The following is a 17,419-nucleotide window of genomic DNA, read 5'->3' as shown; positions in this document are numbered from 1 at the left end:
ATAGTATATAAAAAAATCTGCAAAAGCCAGTGATGCAACCGTGTGCAGGGTCGAAGGATACCTGAGGGCGGTTGCGTCTTTTCCAAAAAACCAGAAGGAAGCACGTAATGCGCTCTGCCCACTCCTCTCACCTCACCCTCACGCGGATTGCCGCCTGCACGCTGATGGCCGTGACCCTGCTGTCGGCCTGCGGCAAGAAAGACGCTGCCCAGGCAGGCCCCGGCGCCGGCGGCCAGATGCCGGCGCCTGAAGTCGGCGTCGTCACCACCAAATTCGAACAGGTCGCCCTCCAGACCGAACTGCCGGCCCGCGCCGAGCCGGTACGCGTTGCGCAAGTGCGCGCCCGCGTCAACGGCGTCGTGCTCAAGCGCCTGTTCACCGAGGGCAGCGAGGTCAAGGAAGGCCAGTCGCTGTTCCAGATCGATCCGGCCCCGTACCAGGCGCAGCTCGCCGCCGCCCAGGCCGACCTCGGCCGCGCGCAGGCGACGCTGACCCAGGCCGCCGCGCAGGCCGAGCGCTACAAGCCGCTGGTCGAAGCCAACGCGATCAGCAAGCAGGAATACACGAACGCCGTCGCCGCCCAGAAGCAGGCCGAAGCCGCCGTCGCCGCCTCGCGCGCCCAGGTGCGCATCGCCCAGATCAATTCGGGCTACGCCAACGTGAACGCGCCGATCTCGGGCCGCATCGGCCGCGCCCTGGTGACCGAAGGCGCCCTGGTGTCGGCCGCCGAGGGTACCGAACTGGCCGTGATCCAGCAAACCAATTCGATGTACCTGAACATCACCCAGTCGGCCTCGGAAGTGCAGCGCCTGCGCAAGCAGGCCGCAGTTGGTAGCAGCGGCGCCAAGGATACCCCGGTCACCGTGATCCTCGACGACGGCACCGAACTGCCGACCCGCGGCAAGCTGCTGTTCTCGGACGTCACCGTCGATCCGGGCACGGGCCAGGTTACCCTGCGCGCCACCGTGCCGAATCCGGACAACGCCCTGCTGCCGGGCCAGTACGTGCGCGTGCGCATCGCGCAGGCCCAGCTCCCGAACGGCATCGTCGTGCCGCAGCAGGCCGTCACCCGCGGCGGCGCCCAGGGCGACACCCTGATGGTCGTCGGCCCGGACAACAAGCCGACCTCGCGCACCGTCAAGATCGCGTCGCAGCAGGGTTCGAGCTGGGTCGTCACCGAAGGCCTGAAGGAAGGCGAACGCGTGATGGTCGACGGCTTCCAGAAGCTGCAGATGCTGCCGCCGGGTACCCCGGTCAAGGCAGTGCCATGGCAGGCGACCGCGCAAAACGCCGCCGCCCCGGCCGGCCCGCAGAACGCCTCGGCCAACGCCGGCCAGGCCGCCGCGGCGACCAACCGCCAGCTGCCTGCTTCGGCCCCGTCTGGCTCCACCGCGGGCGCCGCGCCGGCCGCCGCGTCGACGGGCCGCTAAGCGCCCCAGGTACAGAACAGGACTATTGCAATGGCACGTTTCTTTATCGACCGCCCTATTTTCGCCTGGGTGATCGCGCTGTTTATCATGGTGATCGGTGCGGTCTCGATCACCCAGCTGCCGATCGCCCAGTATCCGAACGTGGCTCCGCCCTCGATCGTGATCAATGCCGCCTATCCGGGCGCATCGGCCCAGACCCTGGAAGACTCGGTCATCTCCGTCATCGAACGCGAGATGAACGGTTCGCCGGGCCTGGTCTACATGGAGTCGAGCAGCACCGCCAACGGCAGCGGCTCGATTACCCTGACCTTCGAGACCGGCACCAATCCGGAACTCGCCCAGGTCGACGTCCAGAACCGCCTGTCGCGCGCGGCTCCGCGCCTGCCGGCGGCGGTGAACCAGCAGGGTGTGCGCGTCGACAAGGTGCGCGCGAACTTCCTGCTGTTTACGATCCTGTCGTCGGACGATCCGAAATGGGATCCGATCGCGCTGGGCGACTACGCCTCGCGCACCGTGCTGCCCGAGATCCAGCGTATCAAAGGCGTCGGCACCGCGCAGCTGTTCGGTACCGAGCGCGCCATGCGCGTCTGGATCGACCCGGCCAAGCTGGTGGGCTTGCGCCTATCGCCGGCGGACGTGAACAACGCGATCCGCAGCCAGAACGCCCAGGTGGCCTCGGGCACCATCGGCGAACTGCCGCTGGCGCAAGGCCAGGAAATCACCGCGACCGTGGTCGTGACCGGCCAGCTGTCGAGCGTCGAACAGTTCGGCAACATCGTGCTGCGCGCGAATCCGGACGGTTCGACCGTCCGCCTGAAGGACGTGGCCCGCATCGAAATCGGCGCGCAGGCCTACGGCACCTCGGCGCGCCTGAACGGCAAGCCGTCGACCGGTATCGGCGTGCAGCTGGCGCCGTCGGGCAACGCGCTGGAAACGGCGCGCCTGGTGCGCGAGCGCATGGAAGAGCTGTCGAAGTTCTTCCCGCCGGGGATGAAGGCCACGGTGCCGTTCGACAGCTCGAAGTTCATCGACATCTCGATCGAGCAGGTGCTGCATACCCTGGTCGAAGCGCTGGTGCTGGTGTTCCTGGTGATGTACCTGTTCCTGCAGAACTTCCGCTATACGATCATCCCGACCATCGTCGTTCCGGTCGCCCTTCTGGGTTCGCTCGGCACGCTGCTGGCGCTGGGCTATTCGATCAACGTGCTGACCATGTTCGGCATGGTGCTGGTCATCGGTATCGTCGTCGACGATGCGATCGTGGTCGTCGAGAACGTCGAACGCATCATGTCCGAAGAAGGCTTGCCGCCGCTGCAGGCGACCCGCAAGGCCATGGGCCAGATCTCGGGCGCCATCATCGGCGTGACCGTGGTGCTGATGTCGGTGTTCGTGCCGCTGGCCTTCTTCGCCGGCGCCGTCGGTAACATCTACCGCCAGTTCGCGGTCGTCATGGTGTCCTCGATCGCCTTCTCGGCCTTCCTGGCGCTGTCGCTGACCCCGGCCCTGTGCGCGCACCTGCTGAAACCCGTCGAAGCCGGCCACCACCACGAGAAGAAGGGTTTCTTTGGCTGGTTCAACCGCCGCTTCGCCCGTACCGCCAAGGGCTATGAAGGCTGGGTCGGCAAACTGATCCGCTATTCGGGCCGCGCGCTGGTCGCTTTCGTGCTGGTGATCGGCCTGGTCACCCTGCTGTTCACACGCATGCCCAATTCCTTCCTGCCGAACGAAGACCAGGGCTATGTGATCGCCAACATCCAGCTGCCGCCGGGCGCCACGCTCGAGCGCACCAACGAAGTGATGCGCACCGCCGAAGCCTTCATCATGAAGCAGCCGGAAGTGGCGAACATGGTCAGCGTGCTGGGCTTCTCGTTCTCGGGCGCCGGCCAGAACATGGCACTGGCCTTCATTCCGCTGAAGGACTGGAGCGAGCGCAAGGGCGAGAACTCGAGCGCCAACGCGGTCGCCGGCCGCATCATCGGCGGCCTGTCGGGCGTGCGCGATGCCTTCATCTTCGCACTGTCCCCGCCGCCGATCCCGGAACTGGGCCGCGGCACGGGCTTCAGCTTCCGCCTTCAGGATCGCGGCGGCAACGGCCACAACGCCCTGCTCGCAGCGCGCAACCAGTTGCTCGGCATGGCCGCGCAAAGCCCGATCCTGGCCGGCGTGCGTCCGGAAGGCCTGGAAGACGCGCCCCAGGTCATGCTCGACATCGACCGCGACAAGGCGCAGGCGCTGGGCGTGACGTTCGACGCCATCAATACCGCGATCTCGACCTCGCTCGGTTCGTCGTACGTGAACGACTTCCCGAACGCCGGCCGCCTGCAGCGCGTGGTGGTGCAGGCCGATGCGAAGGATCGCATGCAGCCGGACGACCTGCTGCGCCTGAACGCGCTCAACGTGCAGGGCAATCCCGTGCCGCTGTCCTCGTTCGCGACGACCAAGTGGGTGACCGGCCCGATGCAGACCCTGCGCTACAACGGCTATCCGGCGATGAGCATCTCGGGCGACGCCAAGCCGGGCTATTCGACCGGCGACGCGCTGGCCGAGATGGAGAAGCTGGCGGGCCAACTGCCGCCGGGCTTCGCCTTCGAATGGACGGGCCAGTCGCGCGAGGAACAGCTCTCCGGCGGCACGATGGGCATCCTGATGGCCTTCTCGCTGCTGGCGATCTTCCTGGCGCTGGCCGCCCTGTACGAAAGCTGGTCGATCCCGGTGTCGGTGCTGCTGGTGGTGCCCTTCGGTATCCTGGGCGCCGTGCTGGCGGCCATGCTGCGCAGCTATCCGAACGACGTGTACTTCAAGATCGGCCTGGTGACCATCATCGGCCTGGCGGCGAAGAACGCGGTCTTGATCATCGAGTTCGCGAAAGACCTGCAGGCGCAGGGACGCTCGCCGATGGAAGCGGCGATCGAGGCGGCGCACCTGCGCTTCCGTCCGATCATCATGACCTCGCTCGCCTTTATCCTCGGCGTGCTGCCGCTGGTGATCGCAGGCGGCGCCGGTTCGGCCTCGCAGCGCGCCATCGGTACCGGCGTGATGGGGGGTATGATCACGGCGTCCACGCTCGGCGTGCTGTTCGTGCCGATGTTCTTTGTCGTGGTGCGCAAGATCTTCAAGGGCAGCGACCGCCAGCGCAAGAAGTACGCGCATGAAGAAGATGCTGCCACCAAAGTCCAGGAAAAAATATGATCGACATGATGAAAAAACTGACTCCACTCGCGCTGGCGATGCTGCTCTCGGGTTGCATTTCCCTGGCGCCGAAGTACGAGCGCCCGGCAGCGCCGGTCGCCCAGAGCTTCCCTGAACTGCCCAAGGCGGGCGGCACCACGCTGCCCACCGCCACCAGCGAAGCGCCAGCGAACCTGCAATGGCAGCGCTTCTTCGCCGATGCGCGCCTGCGCCAGCTGATCGAGCTGTCGCTGGCGAACAACCGCGACCTGCGCGTGGCGATCATCAACATCGAGCAGGCGCGCGCCCAGTACCGCATCACGCGTGCCGACCGCGCGCCGACCGTCTCGGCCATCGTCAACGGCAACCGCCAGACGACGGGCGAAGACCAGCCGATTTCGAGCGTCTACCAGGCCGGCTTCGGCATCTCGAACTTCGAGCTGGATCTGTTCGGCCGTGTGCGCAACCTGTCGGAAGCGGCGCTGGCGCAGTTCCTCGCCACCGAGGAAGCGCGCAAGACCACGCAGATCAGCCTGATCTCGCAGGTGGCCAACACCTACCTGACGCTGCTGGCCGACGAGGAGCTGCTGGCCCTGACCGAGCAGACCGTGAAAACCCGCGAGGAATCGGATCGCCTGACGCGCCTGCGTTTCGAGAACGGCGTCGTGTCGAAGCTCGAACTGCAGCAATCGGCCTCGCTGGTCGAGACGGCGCGCGCCACGCTGGCGCAGTTCCAGCGCCAGCGCGCCCAGGATCAGAACCTGCTGACCCTGCTGGTAGGCCAGCCGATTCCGGATAACCTGGCGCCAGGCACCACGCTGGCGGCCACCGAGCTGCCGGATCTGCCGGCCGGCATGCCGTCCGACCTGCTGGCGGCCCGTCCGGACATCCGTTCGGCCGAGCAGCAGCTGATCGCGGCCAATGCCAACATCGGCGCGGCGCGCGCGAACTACTTCCCGCGCATCTCGCTGACCGGGTCGGTCGGCAGCGCCAGCACGGAACTGTCGGGCCTGTTCAAGTCCGGTTCCTATGGCTGGACCTTCGCGCCGCAGGCAGTGCTGCCGATCTTCGACCTGGGCCGCATTGGCGCCGGCGTCGACGCGGCGCGTGCCGGCCGCGACATCGCGGTGGCCCAGTACGAGCGCTCGATTCAGACCGCGTTCCGCGAAGTGGCGGACGCCCTGGCCGGCCAATCGACCCTGAGCGAACAGCTGCGCGCCCAGCGCGCCGTGGCCCTGGCCGAGCAGGATCGCTTCAACCTGTCCGACCTGCGCTACCGCAGCGGCGCGGCGAGCTACCTCGACCTGCTCGACGCCCAGCGCTCGCTGTTCCAGGCGCAGCAGCTGGCGGTGCAGGCGAACCTGCAGCGCCTGCAGAACCAGGTCACGCTGTACCGCGTGCTGGGCGGCGGCTGGAGCGAGCCGGCGTCGGAAGCGCAGGCGGCGCGTTGATCTGACGGCTGAGTGCTGAAACGGAAACCGGGGCTGTGTGCCCCGGTTTTTTTTATGGGCCGCGTCCATATCGGCGGTAAGCGCTGCCGGAACGCCACAGCGGCGCGGATCGTGTGACCGCCCTTTTTGAACTTGGCTAGACTGAACCGGTCTATCAGTTGAGGGCGCCCTCACGGCGCCGAGAGACTGCCATGCGGAACTTTTTTCACTCACACTGGAAAGTCATCGTTGCGCTCATCCTGCTCATCCTTGTGGCGGTGTTGACCGTGCGCCCCGGTTCCGCCGCCGCCGCGCCCGAACTGGCCGAGCGCCTGCGCGCGCACGTGGGTGCGATTGCGTCGAAGGAGCACAACACGCGCACGCCGGCCGAACTGGAAAATGCGGCGGTGTATATCGAGGAAGCGTTGGTGGGGGCGGGCTACAAGCCGTCGCGCCAGGAATACCTGGCCGGCGGGCAGAAGGTGCGCAATATCGAAGCGTCGATCGGCAATGTCGCCCCGGGGACGCGGCCGGAGCGCATCTTCATCGTCGGCGCCCATTACGATTCGGCCCAGGGGGCGCCCGGCGCCAACGACAACGGCAGCGGCACGGCGGCCGTGCTGGAACTGGCGCGCCTGCTCAGGAAAGTGCAGCCGGCGGCCGGTACCGAGGTGCGCTTCGTCCTCTTCGTCAACGAGGAACCGCCCTGGTTCATGGGCGAGGCCATGGGCAGCATGGTGCATGCGGCCGAAATGAAGCGGCAAGGCCAACACGTCCAGGCCGCGCTGGTGCTGGAGACGATGGGCTATTACACGGATGCGCCGGAGAGCCAGCAGCTACCGCCGGGGCTGGAGGGACGCTACCCGTCGACCGGGAACTTCATCGCCTTTGTCGGCACGCTCGCATCCTCGCAACTGGTGCGCGAGGCGCTGGCGGCTTTTCGCGCCGCCTCGGACTTCCCGGCGCACGGGCTGGCCGCGCCGGCGCACACGACGGGCGTGACGCTGTCGGATCATTCGGCCTATAACCGGCACGGCTATCCGGCGCTGATGATCACGGATACGGCTTTCATGCGCTATCCCTACTATCACACGGCGCAGGATACGCCGGACAAACTCGATTACGGGAGCATGGCGCGGGTGGTGACGGGGTTGGCGAAGACGATTACCGCGCTTGCCGGGGCGGCGCAGGGGTAAAAGGCGCGGGGATGCGAGCGCTGTGACGCGTGGGCATGCCCACCCTACGAAGGCGGACTGCACGTAGGGTGGGCATGCCCACGCGGTACGGCATCTCCGCAGACACGACGGGTGCGACGCCCGCGGCAGCTGCCTTCTACTTCCCTTCCGCCAAAAACATCTCCTGCAAATCGTTCAGGAACCGCTGCCCCAATTCCGTCGGCCGGATCAGCTTGAAGTCGCGCGTCAGCAGCCCTTTCGCTTCGGCCGCATCCAGCGCCTTGCTGATTGCCGTGATGCTCATCCCCGTGCGCTCGCCGAACAGGTTCGGATCGAAGCCTTCGGTCAGGCGCAAGGTGTTGAGCATGAACTCGAAGCCCATGTCGGCGCGCGCGATTTCGTGCTCCTCCTGCACCGGGTTGCCGCGTTTCGCCGCTTCCATGAAGGAGGCCGGCTGTTTGAAGCGGGCCTGGCGCAGGATGCGGTGCGGGAAGGAGATCTTCGAGTGCGCGCCGGCGCCGATGCCGAGGTAGTCGCCGAAATGCCAGTAATTCAGGTTGTGGTTGGCGCGCCGGCCGGGCTGGGCATAGGCCGAGACTTCGTAGTGCTCGTAGCCGGCGCCGGCCATCGTCGCCGCGATCATGTCCTGCATGTCGGCGCTGGTGTCGTCGTCGGGCAGGCTGGGCGGATACTTGGCGAAGACCGTGTTCGGCTCCATCGTCAGGTGGTACAGCGACAGGTGCGGCGGCGCGAACGACAGCGCGGTTTTCAGATCGTGCTCGGCCTGCGCCAGCGTCTGCTGCGGCAGCGCGTACATCAGGTCGAGATTGAAATTGTCGAAGGTCGAGGTCGCGATCTCGACCGCGCGCAGCGCTTCGCGCTCGTCGTGGATGCGGCCCAGCGATTTCAGGTGCTCGCCATTGAAGCTCTGGATGCCGATCGACAGGCGGTTCACGCCGCTGTCGCGGTAGTGGCGGAATTTCTCGATCTCGAAGGTGCCGGGATTGGCCTCCATCGTGATCTCGGCATTGATCTCCAGCGGCAGCAGCGTGCGCACGTCGGACAGCAAACGATCGAGGCCGGCGGCCGACATCAGGCTCGGCGTTCCACCGCCGATGAACACCGTGTGGATCTTGCGGCCCCAGATCAGGGGCAGCGACTGCTCCAGGTCGAGGCGTACGGCGTCGAGGTATTCCTGCTCGGGCAGTTCGCCTTTCGCCTCGTGCGAATTGAAGTCGCAATACGGGCACTTGCGCACGCACCACGGGAAATGGATGTAGAGCGAGAGCGGCGGCAAGGCGGTCAGGTTCAGTGCGCCCGGCTGCAGGTATTGCAGGGCGGCCTGCGCCGGCGAACGCGCGTCGCCGAGCTGGACGGCTGGCTTAATCGGAATCATTGCGGCTTCCGCAGTTTTTCCACCAGCGCGCGCAGGGCCTGGCCGCGGTGCGAGCGCGCGTTCTTTTCGTCCGGGGTCAGCTCGGCCGTGGTCTTGCCGAGCGACGGAATCAGGAAATACGGGTCGTAGCCGAAGCCGTTCTCGCCGCGCGGGGTGTCGATGATTTCGCCGTCCCAGCGGCCGTCGGCGATGATCGGCTGCGGGTCGTCGGCGTGGCGCACGTAGACCAGCACGCAGTAGTAATAGGCCGACTTGTCCGCGTGGTTGGCCAGATCCGCCACTAGCTTTTCATTGTTGCGGGCGTCCGATTTCGGCTCGCCGGCGAAGCGCGCCGAGTACACGCCGGGCGCGCCGCCGAGCGCATTGACGCAGACGCCGGAATCGTCGGCCAGCGCCGGCAGGCCGGTCAGGCGCGCGGCGTGGCGTGCCTTTTCCAGCGCGTTTTCCACGAAGGTCGCATGCGGCTCCTCGGCTTCCGGCACATCGAATTCGCCTTGCGGGTGCAGGGTAAAACCGATGGGGCCGAGGATTTGCTGGAATTCCTTGAGTTTGCCGGCGTTGTTGGAAGCGAGGATGAGGCGTTGGGTCATGGTGGGAATGAGGCGAGGAACAAACGAAAAGGTATTTTAACCGTTTGCGGCGGTGCACCGTAGGGTGGGCATGCCCACGCGGAAGCATGATCAGTGTTCGCGTACGCATACACCGCACAGGTTCGCCATACAACCTAGCATGTAGGGCGGCATGTTAGCGACGCGTCCATTCGCATGCGCCGCGGAGCGACGTTTCGGCGCCGTGGACGCCGAATGCGCACGTACCGCGTGGGCGCGGGGCGCCCACCCTACAACCCCAGCGCGCTCTTCTGCATCCGCACCAGCTCCGCAATCCCGCCCTGCGCCAGATCCAGCAGCCGGTTCATGCCCGCCCGATCGAAGGCCGCGCCTTCGGCCGTCCCCTGCACCTCGATGAAGTGCCCTTCTTCCGTCATCACCACGTTCATGTCGGTGTCGCAGCCCGAGTCTTCCACGTAATCGAGGTCGAGCACCGGCATGCCCTGGTAGACGCCGACCGAGATCGCGGCGACGAAATGCTTGACCGGGACGGCAGTCAGCGCGCCGCGCGCCACCAGGGCGTTGAAAGCGTCGTAGGCGGCGACCATGGCGCCGGTGATGGAGGCGGTGCGGGTGCCGCCGTCGGCCTGAATCACGTCGCAGTCGAGGTGCAGGGTGCGTTCGCCGAAGGCCTCCAGGTCGAAGGCGGCGCGCAGCGAGCGGCCGATCAGGCGCTGGATTTCCTGCGTGCGGCCGGACTGCTTGCCGCGCGCGGCTTCGCGGTCCATGCGCGAATGGGTCGAGCGCGGCAGCATGCCGTATTCGGCCGTCAGCCAGCCCTGCCCTTTGCCCTTCAGGAAGCCGGGCACCTTGTCTTCGATGCTGGCGGTGCAGATCACCTTGGTGTCGCCGCATTCGATCAGCACCGAACCCTCGGCGTGCTTGGTGTACTGGCGGGTGATGCGGATGCTGCGCAGCTGGTCGACGGCGCGGCCGCTGGGACGGGATTCGAAGGGCATGGGTGCTTTCTTTATTTGAGTAATTGGGAAGACTTCTCGATCGCCTGGTTGATCTCGGCGATCGCCTTTTCGATGGCGTCCTCGTCGAACGGGTCGGCATCGAGCGTGGCGCTCACATTGCTGATTGTGCTGCTGACCTGGTCTTCGGGCAGCATCTGGGTCGAGATCACGTTCGGGCCGGCGCCTTGCGCATTGTCGGCGCCCTGCCAGCTGATCGCCAGCGCGGTCGTGTTGTCGGCGCGCGGGCCGCCGATGGCGACTGCCATCGACACCAGTTCGGGCACCGCCTGCACCACCGTTTGCGTGGCCAGCTTCTGCACGATCTCGGCGTCGGGCACCATCGACCAGACACCATCGGAACACAGCAGCAGCACGTCGCCCGGCTCCAGGCCGGCCTGGCGCGACAGTTCGATGCGCGGCGCGCTGGTGGCGCCCAGGCAGTTATACAGCTTGTTGCGGTCGGGGTGGCTGCTGCGTTCGGCGGGACTGGCCAGGCCCTTGGCGATCAGGTATTCGAAGTGCGAGTGGTCGCGCGTCTGCGCCAGCACCTCGTTGCGGCGAACCCAGTACAGGCGCGAGTCGCCGCAATGGGCCCAGATGGCGCAGTTGTGCTGCACCAGGCAGGCCACGACGGTGGTGCGCGGACTTTCGGGCAGCTTGTGGCGCACGGTGTAAGCGAGGATGTCGCGGTGCGCCTGCTGCATGGCTTCCTCGAGAAAACGCTCCGGCTTCTTGATATAAGGCTTGGCCTGCATCTGGAACATCATCGACAGGGTCTGCATGGCGATGGTGGCGGCGATCTCGCCATGCTGGTGGCCGCCCATGCCGTCGGCCAGCACCAGCAGCAGCGCGTCGCGCGTGAAGCAGTAGCCCATGCGATCCTGGTTGACCTTGCGCCCGCCGATGTGGCTTTGCTGGTAGACGGAAAACTGCATGATGGCTCCTGGTTCCTGTGATGGCGCGCGTGCCGTCAGCGGCCGCGCTTGAGGCCGATGCGGCCGAGCAGGCCGCGCAATCCGCCGGCGGGCGTCTCGATGGGCACGATTTCAGCGGCCAGCGGCGCGGCGGGCGCCGCCTGCAGCGCCTTCTGCACGGCGAACACGCTTTGCGGGCGCGCCATCGGGTCGAGCGCAAGGCAGGCCTGCACCATGTCCAGCAGCTCGGGCGAATAGCTGCCGGCCAGCCGTTCGAACTGGGCGCCGAGCTTGTCCTCCTCCTTGCGCGCGTCGGCGGCCTGCGGCGGCGCGCCTGTCATGCAGGCAAACATGGCCGCGCCCAGGCTGTAGATGTCCGACCAGGGGCCGAGCGGCGCACCCTTGGCATAGAGGTCGGGCGGCGCGAAGCCCGGCGTGTACATGGGCGCCAGCATCGGCGCGTCCAGCCCGACAGCCTGGCGCGCGGCGCCGAAGTCGAGCAGGATGGGCGAGCCGTCGCTGCGCAGGTAGATGTTGGCCGGTTTCAGATCGAGGTGCAAGAGCTTGTTGGCGTGGGTCTCGCGCAGGCCGCGGCAGACGCCGTCGAAGGTCTTGCGGATGAAGGCTTCGCCGAGGCGCGCGCTTTTGCCCCCATCTTTCGCATTCGCGCGCGCGATCTGTTCCTGCAGCGACTGGCCCGACTCATAGGCCATCACCATGTACACGGTGTCGTTGGCGCGGAAGAAGTTCAGGATGCGCACCACGTTCGGGTGGACGATGCGCGCCAGCGCCCGCCCCTCCTCGAAGAAGCACTTCAAACCGATGCGGAACAGGGGCTGGTTGGGCTTGGCGATGACGGGCGCCAGTTCGCCCGGCTGGCGCAGCGCCAGCGCGCTCGGCAGGTATTCCTTGATGGCGACGGCGTTGCCTTCGGCATCATATGCAAGATAGACAATACTGAACCCGCCAGACGCGATTTTCTTTACAATGCGATATCCGGCAATCTCCAGCCCTTCCGGCAAGGGTGCGTTATTTTGTGCGGCCATACTGAAGAGTTCCTTGCATAACACGGCGATTGTGTGGATAAATGTCGGACTTGTAAAGAATAAAAGGGGCGCCTGACCAAAGCCCCAGGGCAGCAATGTCGCCATGGGGATTTGGTTCGCGCTCTACAATACCGGGGACTCCATTGAGTATTTCAAGCATGACAGGTTATGCGGTGGCCACCAGCGAAGGCGCTGCCGGCACCCTCACAATCGAGATCAAGAGCGTCAATTCGCGCTTCCTCGATCTTCAGTTCCGCATCAACGACGAATTGCGCGCGCTCGAACCGGACTTGCGCGCGGCCATCATGGCAGCCATCACGCGCGGCAAGGTCGAAGCGCGTCTTTCCTTCGGCCGCAAGGTCGCCGGCGGCGCCCAGGCCTTGAACCAGGAATTGCTGGCCGACCTGGCGCGCCTGCAGGGCGAGGTTACCCAGCACTTCACGCAGGCCCAGCCGATGACGGTGGCCGAACTGCTGCGCTGGCCGGGCGTGGTCGAGGAAGCCCATATCGGCCAGGAGTCGCTCCAGGCCGATGTCGCCGCCCTGACAGCAAAAACCATTGCCGCCTTCGTGGAAAGCCGCAAGCGCGAAGGCGCGGCGCTGGAAGCGATGCTGCAGTCGCGCATCGATTCGATGGAAGCGATCGTCAAGCGCATCACGCCGCTGATCCCGCAAGTCATCGCCGGTTTCCAGCAAAAAGCGGTCGAGCGCATGCAGGACGCGCTGGGCCTGGCCGGGCACGGCAACCCGTCGACCCTGACGCGCCAGGAAGTATTCGAACGGATTCGCCAGGAAGTCACCCTGTACGGCATCCGCATCGACGTCTCGGAAGAACTGTCGCGCCTGTCGGCGCACCTGAACGAGACGCGCCACATCCTGAAAAAAGGCGGGCAAGTCGGCAAGCGCCTCGACTTCATGATGCAGGAACTGAACCGCGAGGCGAATACGCTGGGCGCCAAGGCGTCGGTGAAGGAGCTGGCGGATGCGTCGATGGAGCTCAAGCTGCTGATCGAGCAGATGCGCGAGCAGGTGCAGAACCTGGAGTAAAAACCAATTGAATTTTTGGCGGCGTGGCTTGCACGCGCCGCCTGAACGCGTGGGCGGGGAACCCGCCCACCCTACGGGTATATCGGAGACGTTTCTGGCATACGTGTAGGGTGGGCAGGTTTCCTGCCCACGCGTTCAGCTATATCATGCACCATCGCGAAAATCGCAGAAACAAAGGACTACCCCATGATCACCCCCGCTTTCTCCGGCAGCCTGTTCGTCGTTGCCGCCCCGTCCGGCGCCGGCAAATCGACCCTGGTCAATGCGCTGCTGGCGCAGGAGCCAGGCATCCAGCTGTCGATCTCGACCACCACGCGCCAGCCGCGTCCGGGCGAGCAGGACGGTGTGCATTACCATTTCACGACGGCCGAGGATTTCGTCGCGCGCGCCGACCGTGGCGAGTTCCTGGAGTGGGCTGAAGTGCACGGCAATTTCTATGGCACGAGCCGCGCCAGCGTCGAAGAGAAAATGAAGAGCGGCACCGATATCCTTCTGGAAATCGACTGGCAAGGTGCGCGCCAGGTGAAGAAGCAGTTCCCGGATGCGGCCGGCATCTTCATCCTGCCGCCATCGATCGAGGCGCTGGAAGAACGCCTGCACAAGCGCGGCACCGACGAACCGCACATCATCACGCGCCGTTTGCTGGCCGCTGGGGGCGAGATCGCTCACGCTCCCGAGTTCGAATATGCTATCATCAACGAAGAGTTCAATGTCGCCCTGTCCGAGCTGCGGGCGATTGTCCAGGCGACACGTTGCCGCTTCGCCCAACAGGCCGCCCGCAACGCCTCGCTGTTTGCCCAATTGGGTATCCACGTCATTCAACCAACGTAATCTGCAAGCGTCGTCCACGCCGCTGCACCATTGTCCATTTCAGGAGCTACACCATGGCCCGTATCACCATCGAAGATTGCCTCAAAACTATCCCGAACCGTTTTCAGCTGACCCTGGCCGCGACCTATCGCGCACGCCAGCTGCTGCAGGGCCACACCCCGAAAGTCGAAGCCAAGGACAAGCCGACCGTCGTCGCCCTGCGCGAAATCGCCGCCGGCAAAGTCGGCCTGGAAATGCTGAAAAAAGTGCCGATGTAATCGCGCCGGGACGCCTGACTGTGTCGATGCCTTATTCTGTTATTCTGTCACCACACTGCGGCTGATCGACTAACGTATGAACCTAGTATGAACCTGTTCCCCCCGGACTCGACTCAATCAGGCAACACCACCACCCGGGCCAAGCGCCCGGGCAAGCCGCAAGAAGTCCCTGAGCCGCCCGCCATCGGCGTCGCCACGGTCAGCCACCTGATCGACAAGCTCTCGGACTACCTCACTCCCGTCGAACTCAAGAAGGTTCGGGAAGCCTACCGCTTCTCCGACGAGATGCACCTCGGCCAGGTGCGCAAGTCGGGCGAACCGTATATTTCGCACCCGATCGCCGTCGCCGAGATCTGCGCCGAGTGGAAGCTCGACGCCCAGGCCATCATGGCCGCGCTCCTGCACGACGTCATCGAAGACCAGGACGTCAAGAAGGAAGAGCTGCTCGAACGCTTCGGCCCGCAGGTGGCGAACCTGGTCGACGGCTTGTCCAAGCTGGAAAAGATCGAGTTCCAGAGCCTGGTCGAGGCGCAGGCGGAAAACTTCCGCAAGATGCTGCTGGCCATGGCCTCGGACGTGCGCGTCATCCTGATCAAGCTGGCCGACCGCCTGCACAACATGCGCACCCTGGGCGTGATGGCGCCGGCCAAAAAGCGCCGCATCGCCGGCGAGACGATGGAAGTGTATGTGCCGATCGCGCACCGTCTCGGCCTGAACAACATCTACCGCGAGCTGCAGGATCTCGCCTTCTCGCACCTGTATCCGCTGCGCTACCGCACGCTCTCGAAAGCGGTCAAGGCGGCGCGCGGCAACCGACGCGAAGTGGTCAAGAAGATCCTCGAGGCGGTCAAGAGCACGCTGGCCATGGCCGGCATCCACGCCGAAGTCTACGGCCGCGAGAAGACCCTGTTCGGTATCTATAAAAAGATGCGCAACAAACACCTGTCGTTCTCGCAGGTGCTCGACGTGTACGGCTTCCGCATTGTCGTGGACACGGTGCCGAACTGTTACGTCACCCTGGGCACCCTGCACGGCCTGTACAAGCCGATGCCGGGCAAGTTCAAGGACTACATCGCGATCCGCAAGCTCAACGGTTACCAGTCGCTGCACACGACCCTGATCGGCCCCTACGGCACCCCGGTCGAATTCCAGATCCGCACCCAGGACATGCACCGCACCGCCGAGTCCGGCGTGGCCGCGCACTGGCTGTACAAGACGGGCGACCAGAACATGTCGGATCTGCAGCAGCGTACCCACGCCTGGCTGCAGTCGCTGCTCGACATCCAGCAGCAGACCGGCGACTCGGCCGAGTTCCTCGAACACGTCAAGGTCGACCTGTTCCCGGATTCCGTCTACGTGTTCACGCCGAAGTCGAAGATCATCGCCCTGCCGCGCGGCGCCACGGCGCTCGACTTCGCCTACTCGATCCACACCGGCATCGGCGACCACACGGTGGCGGTGAAGATCAACAACGAAACCCAGCCGCTGCGCACCGAGCTGCACAACGGCGACATCGTCGAGATCGTCACCGATCCGGACTCGCGCCCGAGCCCGACCTGGCTCAGCTATGTGCGCACCGGCAAGGCGCGTTCGGCGATCCGCCATTATCTGCGGACGATCAACGTCAACGAGTCGGTGGAACTGGGCCAGGAATTGCTGGCGCAGGCACTGGCCGCGCGCAACATCGAGCCGGAGCTTTCCGCCAGCACGATCGACAAGCTGCTCGCCGAATCCTCGGCCAAGTCGATGGACGAACTGTACGCCGACATCGGCATCGGCAAGCGCATGCCGGCCCTGGTGGCGCGCCACATCTTCGGCCTGATCGAAGGCGAGTCCACCGCCCTGCCCTCGAACATGCCGCCCGCCGCCGACATCGACCCGGTCACGATCTACGGCAGCGAAGGCGTCTCGGTGCAGCTGGCACCCTGCTGCCTGCCGATCCCGGGCGACCAGATCACGGGCCAGCTGCGGCGCGACCAGGGCCTGGTCGTGCACACCTGCGACTGCCTGCCGGCGAAGCGCCTGCGTGTGAAAGAGCCGGATCGCTGGATCGCCGTCCAGTGGGGCGAGGAACTGAACCGCCGCTTCGACTGCCGCATCCGCCTCCTGATCAACAACGAAAAAGGCATCCTCGCGCGCGTGGCGGCCGAGATCGGCGAGTCCGACGGCAACATCACCTATGTCGGCATGGACGAGGACGACGAGAACATGATGACGCAGCTGCGCTTCACCATTCAGGTGAAGGATCGGGTGCATCTGGCGCATTTGATTCGCAACCTGAGAAGGGTGGCGGGCGTGAATCGGGTGGAGCGCGAGCGGGCCTGACGCCTCCTTCCTGGAAAACGAAAAGCCCACGCGAGTGGGCTTTTTTACGTCCGGCACTGCTACGCGAGCAGGAAGGCTGGTCGAACGCGTGGACGGCGCCAAGGACGCGTGTTGACCTGCTATCGGGTGGAGCCGTCCACCCTACATCCGAAGATCGTGTTGCGCACCCGGTAGGGTGGACGGCTCAGCCGTCCACGCGTTCAATCGTGCCTCAATGCCGATCGAACGCCAGCGCCAGGATCCGATCAAACGCATCGCACGCCCCCGCGCAAGCCTCTGCAACCTCTCCTTCGCTGCGCACCTGCTCGCGCAGCGCCGCCATGAAGGCGCGCCAGCGCGGGCCGGGGCCGCCCTCGCCCGCGCCGCGCAGGTAGCGCAGCGGATGCGGTGCGAGCCGCTCGGCCAGGCGTTTATACAAGACGGCGCCGCCCAGCTGGGAACCCTCGACGACATAGGCCACGCCCCAGCGGTAGGCGGCGCTGGCCTGCGCCGGCCATGGTTGCTGGAGGGTGTGCACGTGTGCGCAGCTGGCGTAGGGGGCCAGCGCCGGCTCGGCCAGGTCGGCGTCGATCAGGGCCAGGTGCGAAGCGGCGGCGATCCCGGCCGCGCCTTGCGGGCCGTCGCTGAATCCCTGCTGCCAGGCGTCGAGCGGCAGCAGCCAGGCGCGCAGCAGGTGCAGGTGGCGGGCGTAGTCGGCCAGGGTGGCGTCGGGCGCCGCGAGCGGCAGGCCGCTGTCGAGGCGTTCGTGGCGGGTGGCCGTGGCCTGCCGCAGCGCGGCCAGGACGTCGGACTCGCGTGCGGTGTCGTTGGAGTGGTTCATGAAGGTGCCAAGTG

General features: G+C 65.7%; 14 protein-coding genes. 8 read left to right on the top strand and 6 right to left on the bottom strand.

Annotated features, from left to right (window positions below; all coding sequences use genetic code 11):
- The first annotated feature begins 107 nt into the window (after positions 1-107).
- From ASF77_RS17670 to ASF77_RS17655, 4 genes are all read left to right on the top strand, one after another.
- The gene (locus ASF77_RS17670) at positions 108-1,430 is read left to right on the top strand and encodes an efflux RND transporter periplasmic adaptor subunit (RefSeq protein ID WP_056342165.1); all 1,323 of its coding nucleotides are present in this window, start codon (positions 108-110) and stop codon (positions 1,428-1,430) included.
- Between the two features lie 30 nt (positions 1,431-1,460).
- Positions 1,461-4,619: an efflux RND transporter permease subunit gene (locus ASF77_RS17665; protein ID WP_056342163.1), complete on the top strand. Its 3,159-nt coding sequence runs from the start codon at positions 1,461-1,463 to the stop codon at positions 4,617-4,619.
- Positions 4,616-6,049, top strand: a complete 1,434-nt coding sequence (locus tag ASF77_RS17660; protein ID WP_056342161.1) for an efflux transporter outer membrane subunit — start codon at positions 4,616-4,618, stop codon at positions 6,047-6,049. The genes ASF77_RS17665 and ASF77_RS17660 overlap by 4 nt, the downstream gene beginning before the upstream one ends.
- 191 nt (positions 6,050-6,240) lie before the next feature.
- A complete protein-coding gene (locus ASF77_RS17655; RefSeq protein ID WP_082493855.1) occupies positions 6,241-7,224 on the top strand; it encodes a M28 family peptidase in 984 nt (327 codons plus the stop codon).
- Between the two features lie 136 nt (positions 7,225-7,360).
- On the opposite strand, the gene hemW is transcribed toward ASF77_RS17655, so the two are convergent.
- From hemW to ASF77_RS17630, 5 genes are all read right to left on the bottom strand, one after another.
- Positions 7,361-8,599 (bottom strand): radical SAM family heme chaperone HemW, encoded by a 1,239-nt coding sequence (gene hemW / locus ASF77_RS17650; protein ID WP_056342158.1) that lies wholly within the window; start codon positions 8,597-8,599, stop codon positions 7,361-7,363.
- Positions 8,596-9,189, bottom strand: coding sequence for an RdgB/HAM1 family non-canonical purine NTP pyrophosphatase (rdgB, locus tag ASF77_RS17645; protein ID WP_056342155.1), 594 nt, complete (start codon positions 9,187-9,189; stop codon positions 8,596-8,598). The genes hemW and rdgB overlap by 4 nt, the downstream gene beginning before the upstream one ends.
- A gap of 248 nt (positions 9,190-9,437) precedes the next feature.
- The gene (gene rph / locus ASF77_RS17640) at positions 9,438-10,166 is read right to left on the bottom strand and encodes a ribonuclease PH (RefSeq protein ID WP_056342152.1); all 729 of its coding nucleotides are present in this window, start codon (positions 10,164-10,166) and stop codon (positions 9,438-9,440) included.
- A gap of 11 nt (positions 10,167-10,177) precedes the next feature.
- Positions 10,178-11,101 carry a PP2C family serine/threonine-protein phosphatase gene (locus tag ASF77_RS17635; protein WP_056342149.1) on the bottom strand — a complete coding sequence of 308 codons (924 nt, stop codon included), beginning with the start codon at positions 11,099-11,101 and terminating at the stop codon, positions 10,178-10,180.
- Between the two features lie 35 nt (positions 11,102-11,136).
- Positions 11,137-12,126, bottom strand: coding sequence for a serine/threonine-protein kinase (locus ASF77_RS17630; RefSeq protein ID WP_056342146.1), 990 nt, complete (start codon positions 12,124-12,126; stop codon positions 11,137-11,139).
- Between the two features lie 158 nt (positions 12,127-12,284).
- On the opposite strand from ASF77_RS17630, the gene ASF77_RS17625 reads away from it, so the two are divergent.
- The 4 genes from ASF77_RS17625 (at position 12,285) to ASF77_RS17610 (ending at position 16,585) form a co-directional block, all read left to right on the top strand.
- The gene (locus ASF77_RS17625; RefSeq protein ID WP_056342143.1) at positions 12,285-13,172 is read left to right on the top strand and encodes a YicC/YloC family endoribonuclease; all 888 of its coding nucleotides are present in this window, start codon (positions 12,285-12,287) and stop codon (positions 13,170-13,172) included.
- 186 nt (positions 13,173-13,358) lie between these two features.
- Positions 13,359-14,003, top strand: coding sequence for a guanylate kinase (gmk, locus tag ASF77_RS17620; protein WP_056342140.1), 645 nt, complete (start codon positions 13,359-13,361; stop codon positions 14,001-14,003).
- 53 nt (positions 14,004-14,056) lie between these two features.
- Complete coding sequence (gene rpoZ, locus ASF77_RS17615) at positions 14,057-14,260, top strand: DNA-directed RNA polymerase subunit omega (RefSeq protein WP_008451304.1); 204 nt, start codon at positions 14,057-14,059, stop codon at positions 14,258-14,260.
- Positions 14,261-14,347: 87 nt separating this feature from the next.
- Positions 14,348-16,585, top strand: a complete 2,238-nt coding sequence (locus tag ASF77_RS17610) for a bifunctional (p)ppGpp synthetase/guanosine-3',5'-bis(diphosphate) 3'-pyrophosphohydrolase (protein ID WP_056342137.1) — start codon at positions 14,348-14,350, stop codon at positions 16,583-16,585.
- A gap of 211 nt (positions 16,586-16,796) precedes the next feature.
- Here the strand turns inward: ASF77_RS17610 and ASF77_RS17605 are convergent, their stop codons facing one another.
- On the bottom strand, positions 16,797-17,405 hold the full coding sequence (locus ASF77_RS17605) for a biliverdin-producing heme oxygenase (protein WP_056342134.1): 609 nt from the start codon (positions 17,403-17,405) through the stop codon (positions 16,797-16,799).
- Positions 17,406-17,419: the final 14 nt, after the last annotated feature.

Origin of the sequence: Massilia sp. Leaf139, assembly GCF_001424165.1 — a bacterium.
Classification (GTDB): domain Bacteria; phylum Pseudomonadota; class Gammaproteobacteria; order Burkholderiales; family Burkholderiaceae_D; genus Telluria.
The sequence above is the reverse complement of the archived record's forward strand: the minus strand, read 5'-3'. Positions and strand labels throughout refer to the sequence as shown.

What these genes read in the sequence shown, in the direction of transcription:
- ASF77_RS17610 (WP_056342137.1), top strand. Translation starts at nt 14,348, where the DNA reads ATGAACCTGTTCCCCCCGGACTCGACTCAATCAGGCAACACCACCACC.
- ASF77_RS17670 (WP_056342165.1), top strand. Translation starts at nt 108, where the DNA reads ATGCGCTCTGCCCACTCCTCTCACCTCACCCTCACGCGGATTGCCGCC.
- rph (WP_056342152.1), bottom strand. Translation starts at nt 10,166, where the DNA reads ATGCCCTTCGAATCCCGTCCCAGCGGCCGCGCCGTCGACCAGCTGCGC.
- ASF77_RS17665 (WP_056342163.1), top strand. Translation starts at nt 1,461, where the DNA reads ATGGCACGTTTCTTTATCGACCGCCCTATTTTCGCCTGGGTGATCGCG.
- ASF77_RS17655 (WP_082493855.1), top strand. Translation starts at nt 6,241, where the DNA reads ATGCGGAACTTTTTTCACTCACACTGGAAAGTCATCGTTGCGCTCATC.
- ASF77_RS17635 (WP_056342149.1), bottom strand. Translation starts at nt 11,101, where the DNA reads ATGCAGTTTTCCGTCTACCAGCAAAGCCACATCGGCGGGCGCAAGGTC.
- gmk (WP_056342140.1), top strand. Translation starts at nt 13,359, where the DNA reads ATGATCACCCCCGCTTTCTCCGGCAGCCTGTTCGTCGTTGCCGCCCCG.
- hemW (WP_056342158.1), bottom strand. Translation starts at nt 8,599, where the DNA reads ATGATTCCGATTAAGCCAGCCGTCCAGCTCGGCGACGCGCGTTCGCCG.
- rdgB (WP_056342155.1), bottom strand. Translation starts at nt 9,189, where the DNA reads ATGACCCAACGCCTCATCCTCGCTTCCAACAACGCCGGCAAACTCAAG.
- ASF77_RS17630 (WP_056342146.1), bottom strand. Translation starts at nt 12,126, where the DNA reads ATGGCCGCACAAAATAACGCACCCTTGCCGGAAGGGCTGGAGATTGCC.
- rpoZ (WP_008451304.1), top strand. Translation starts at nt 14,057, where the DNA reads ATGGCCCGTATCACCATCGAAGATTGCCTCAAAACTATCCCGAACCGT.
- ASF77_RS17605 (WP_056342134.1), bottom strand. Translation starts at nt 17,405, where the DNA reads ATGAACCACTCCAACGACACCGCACGCGAGTCCGACGTCCTGGCCGCG.
- ASF77_RS17625 (WP_056342143.1), top strand. Translation starts at nt 12,285, where the DNA reads ATGACAGGTTATGCGGTGGCCACCAGCGAAGGCGCTGCCGGCACCCTC.
- ASF77_RS17660 (WP_056342161.1), top strand. Translation starts at nt 4,616, where the DNA reads ATGATCGACATGATGAAAAAACTGACTCCACTCGCGCTGGCGATGCTG.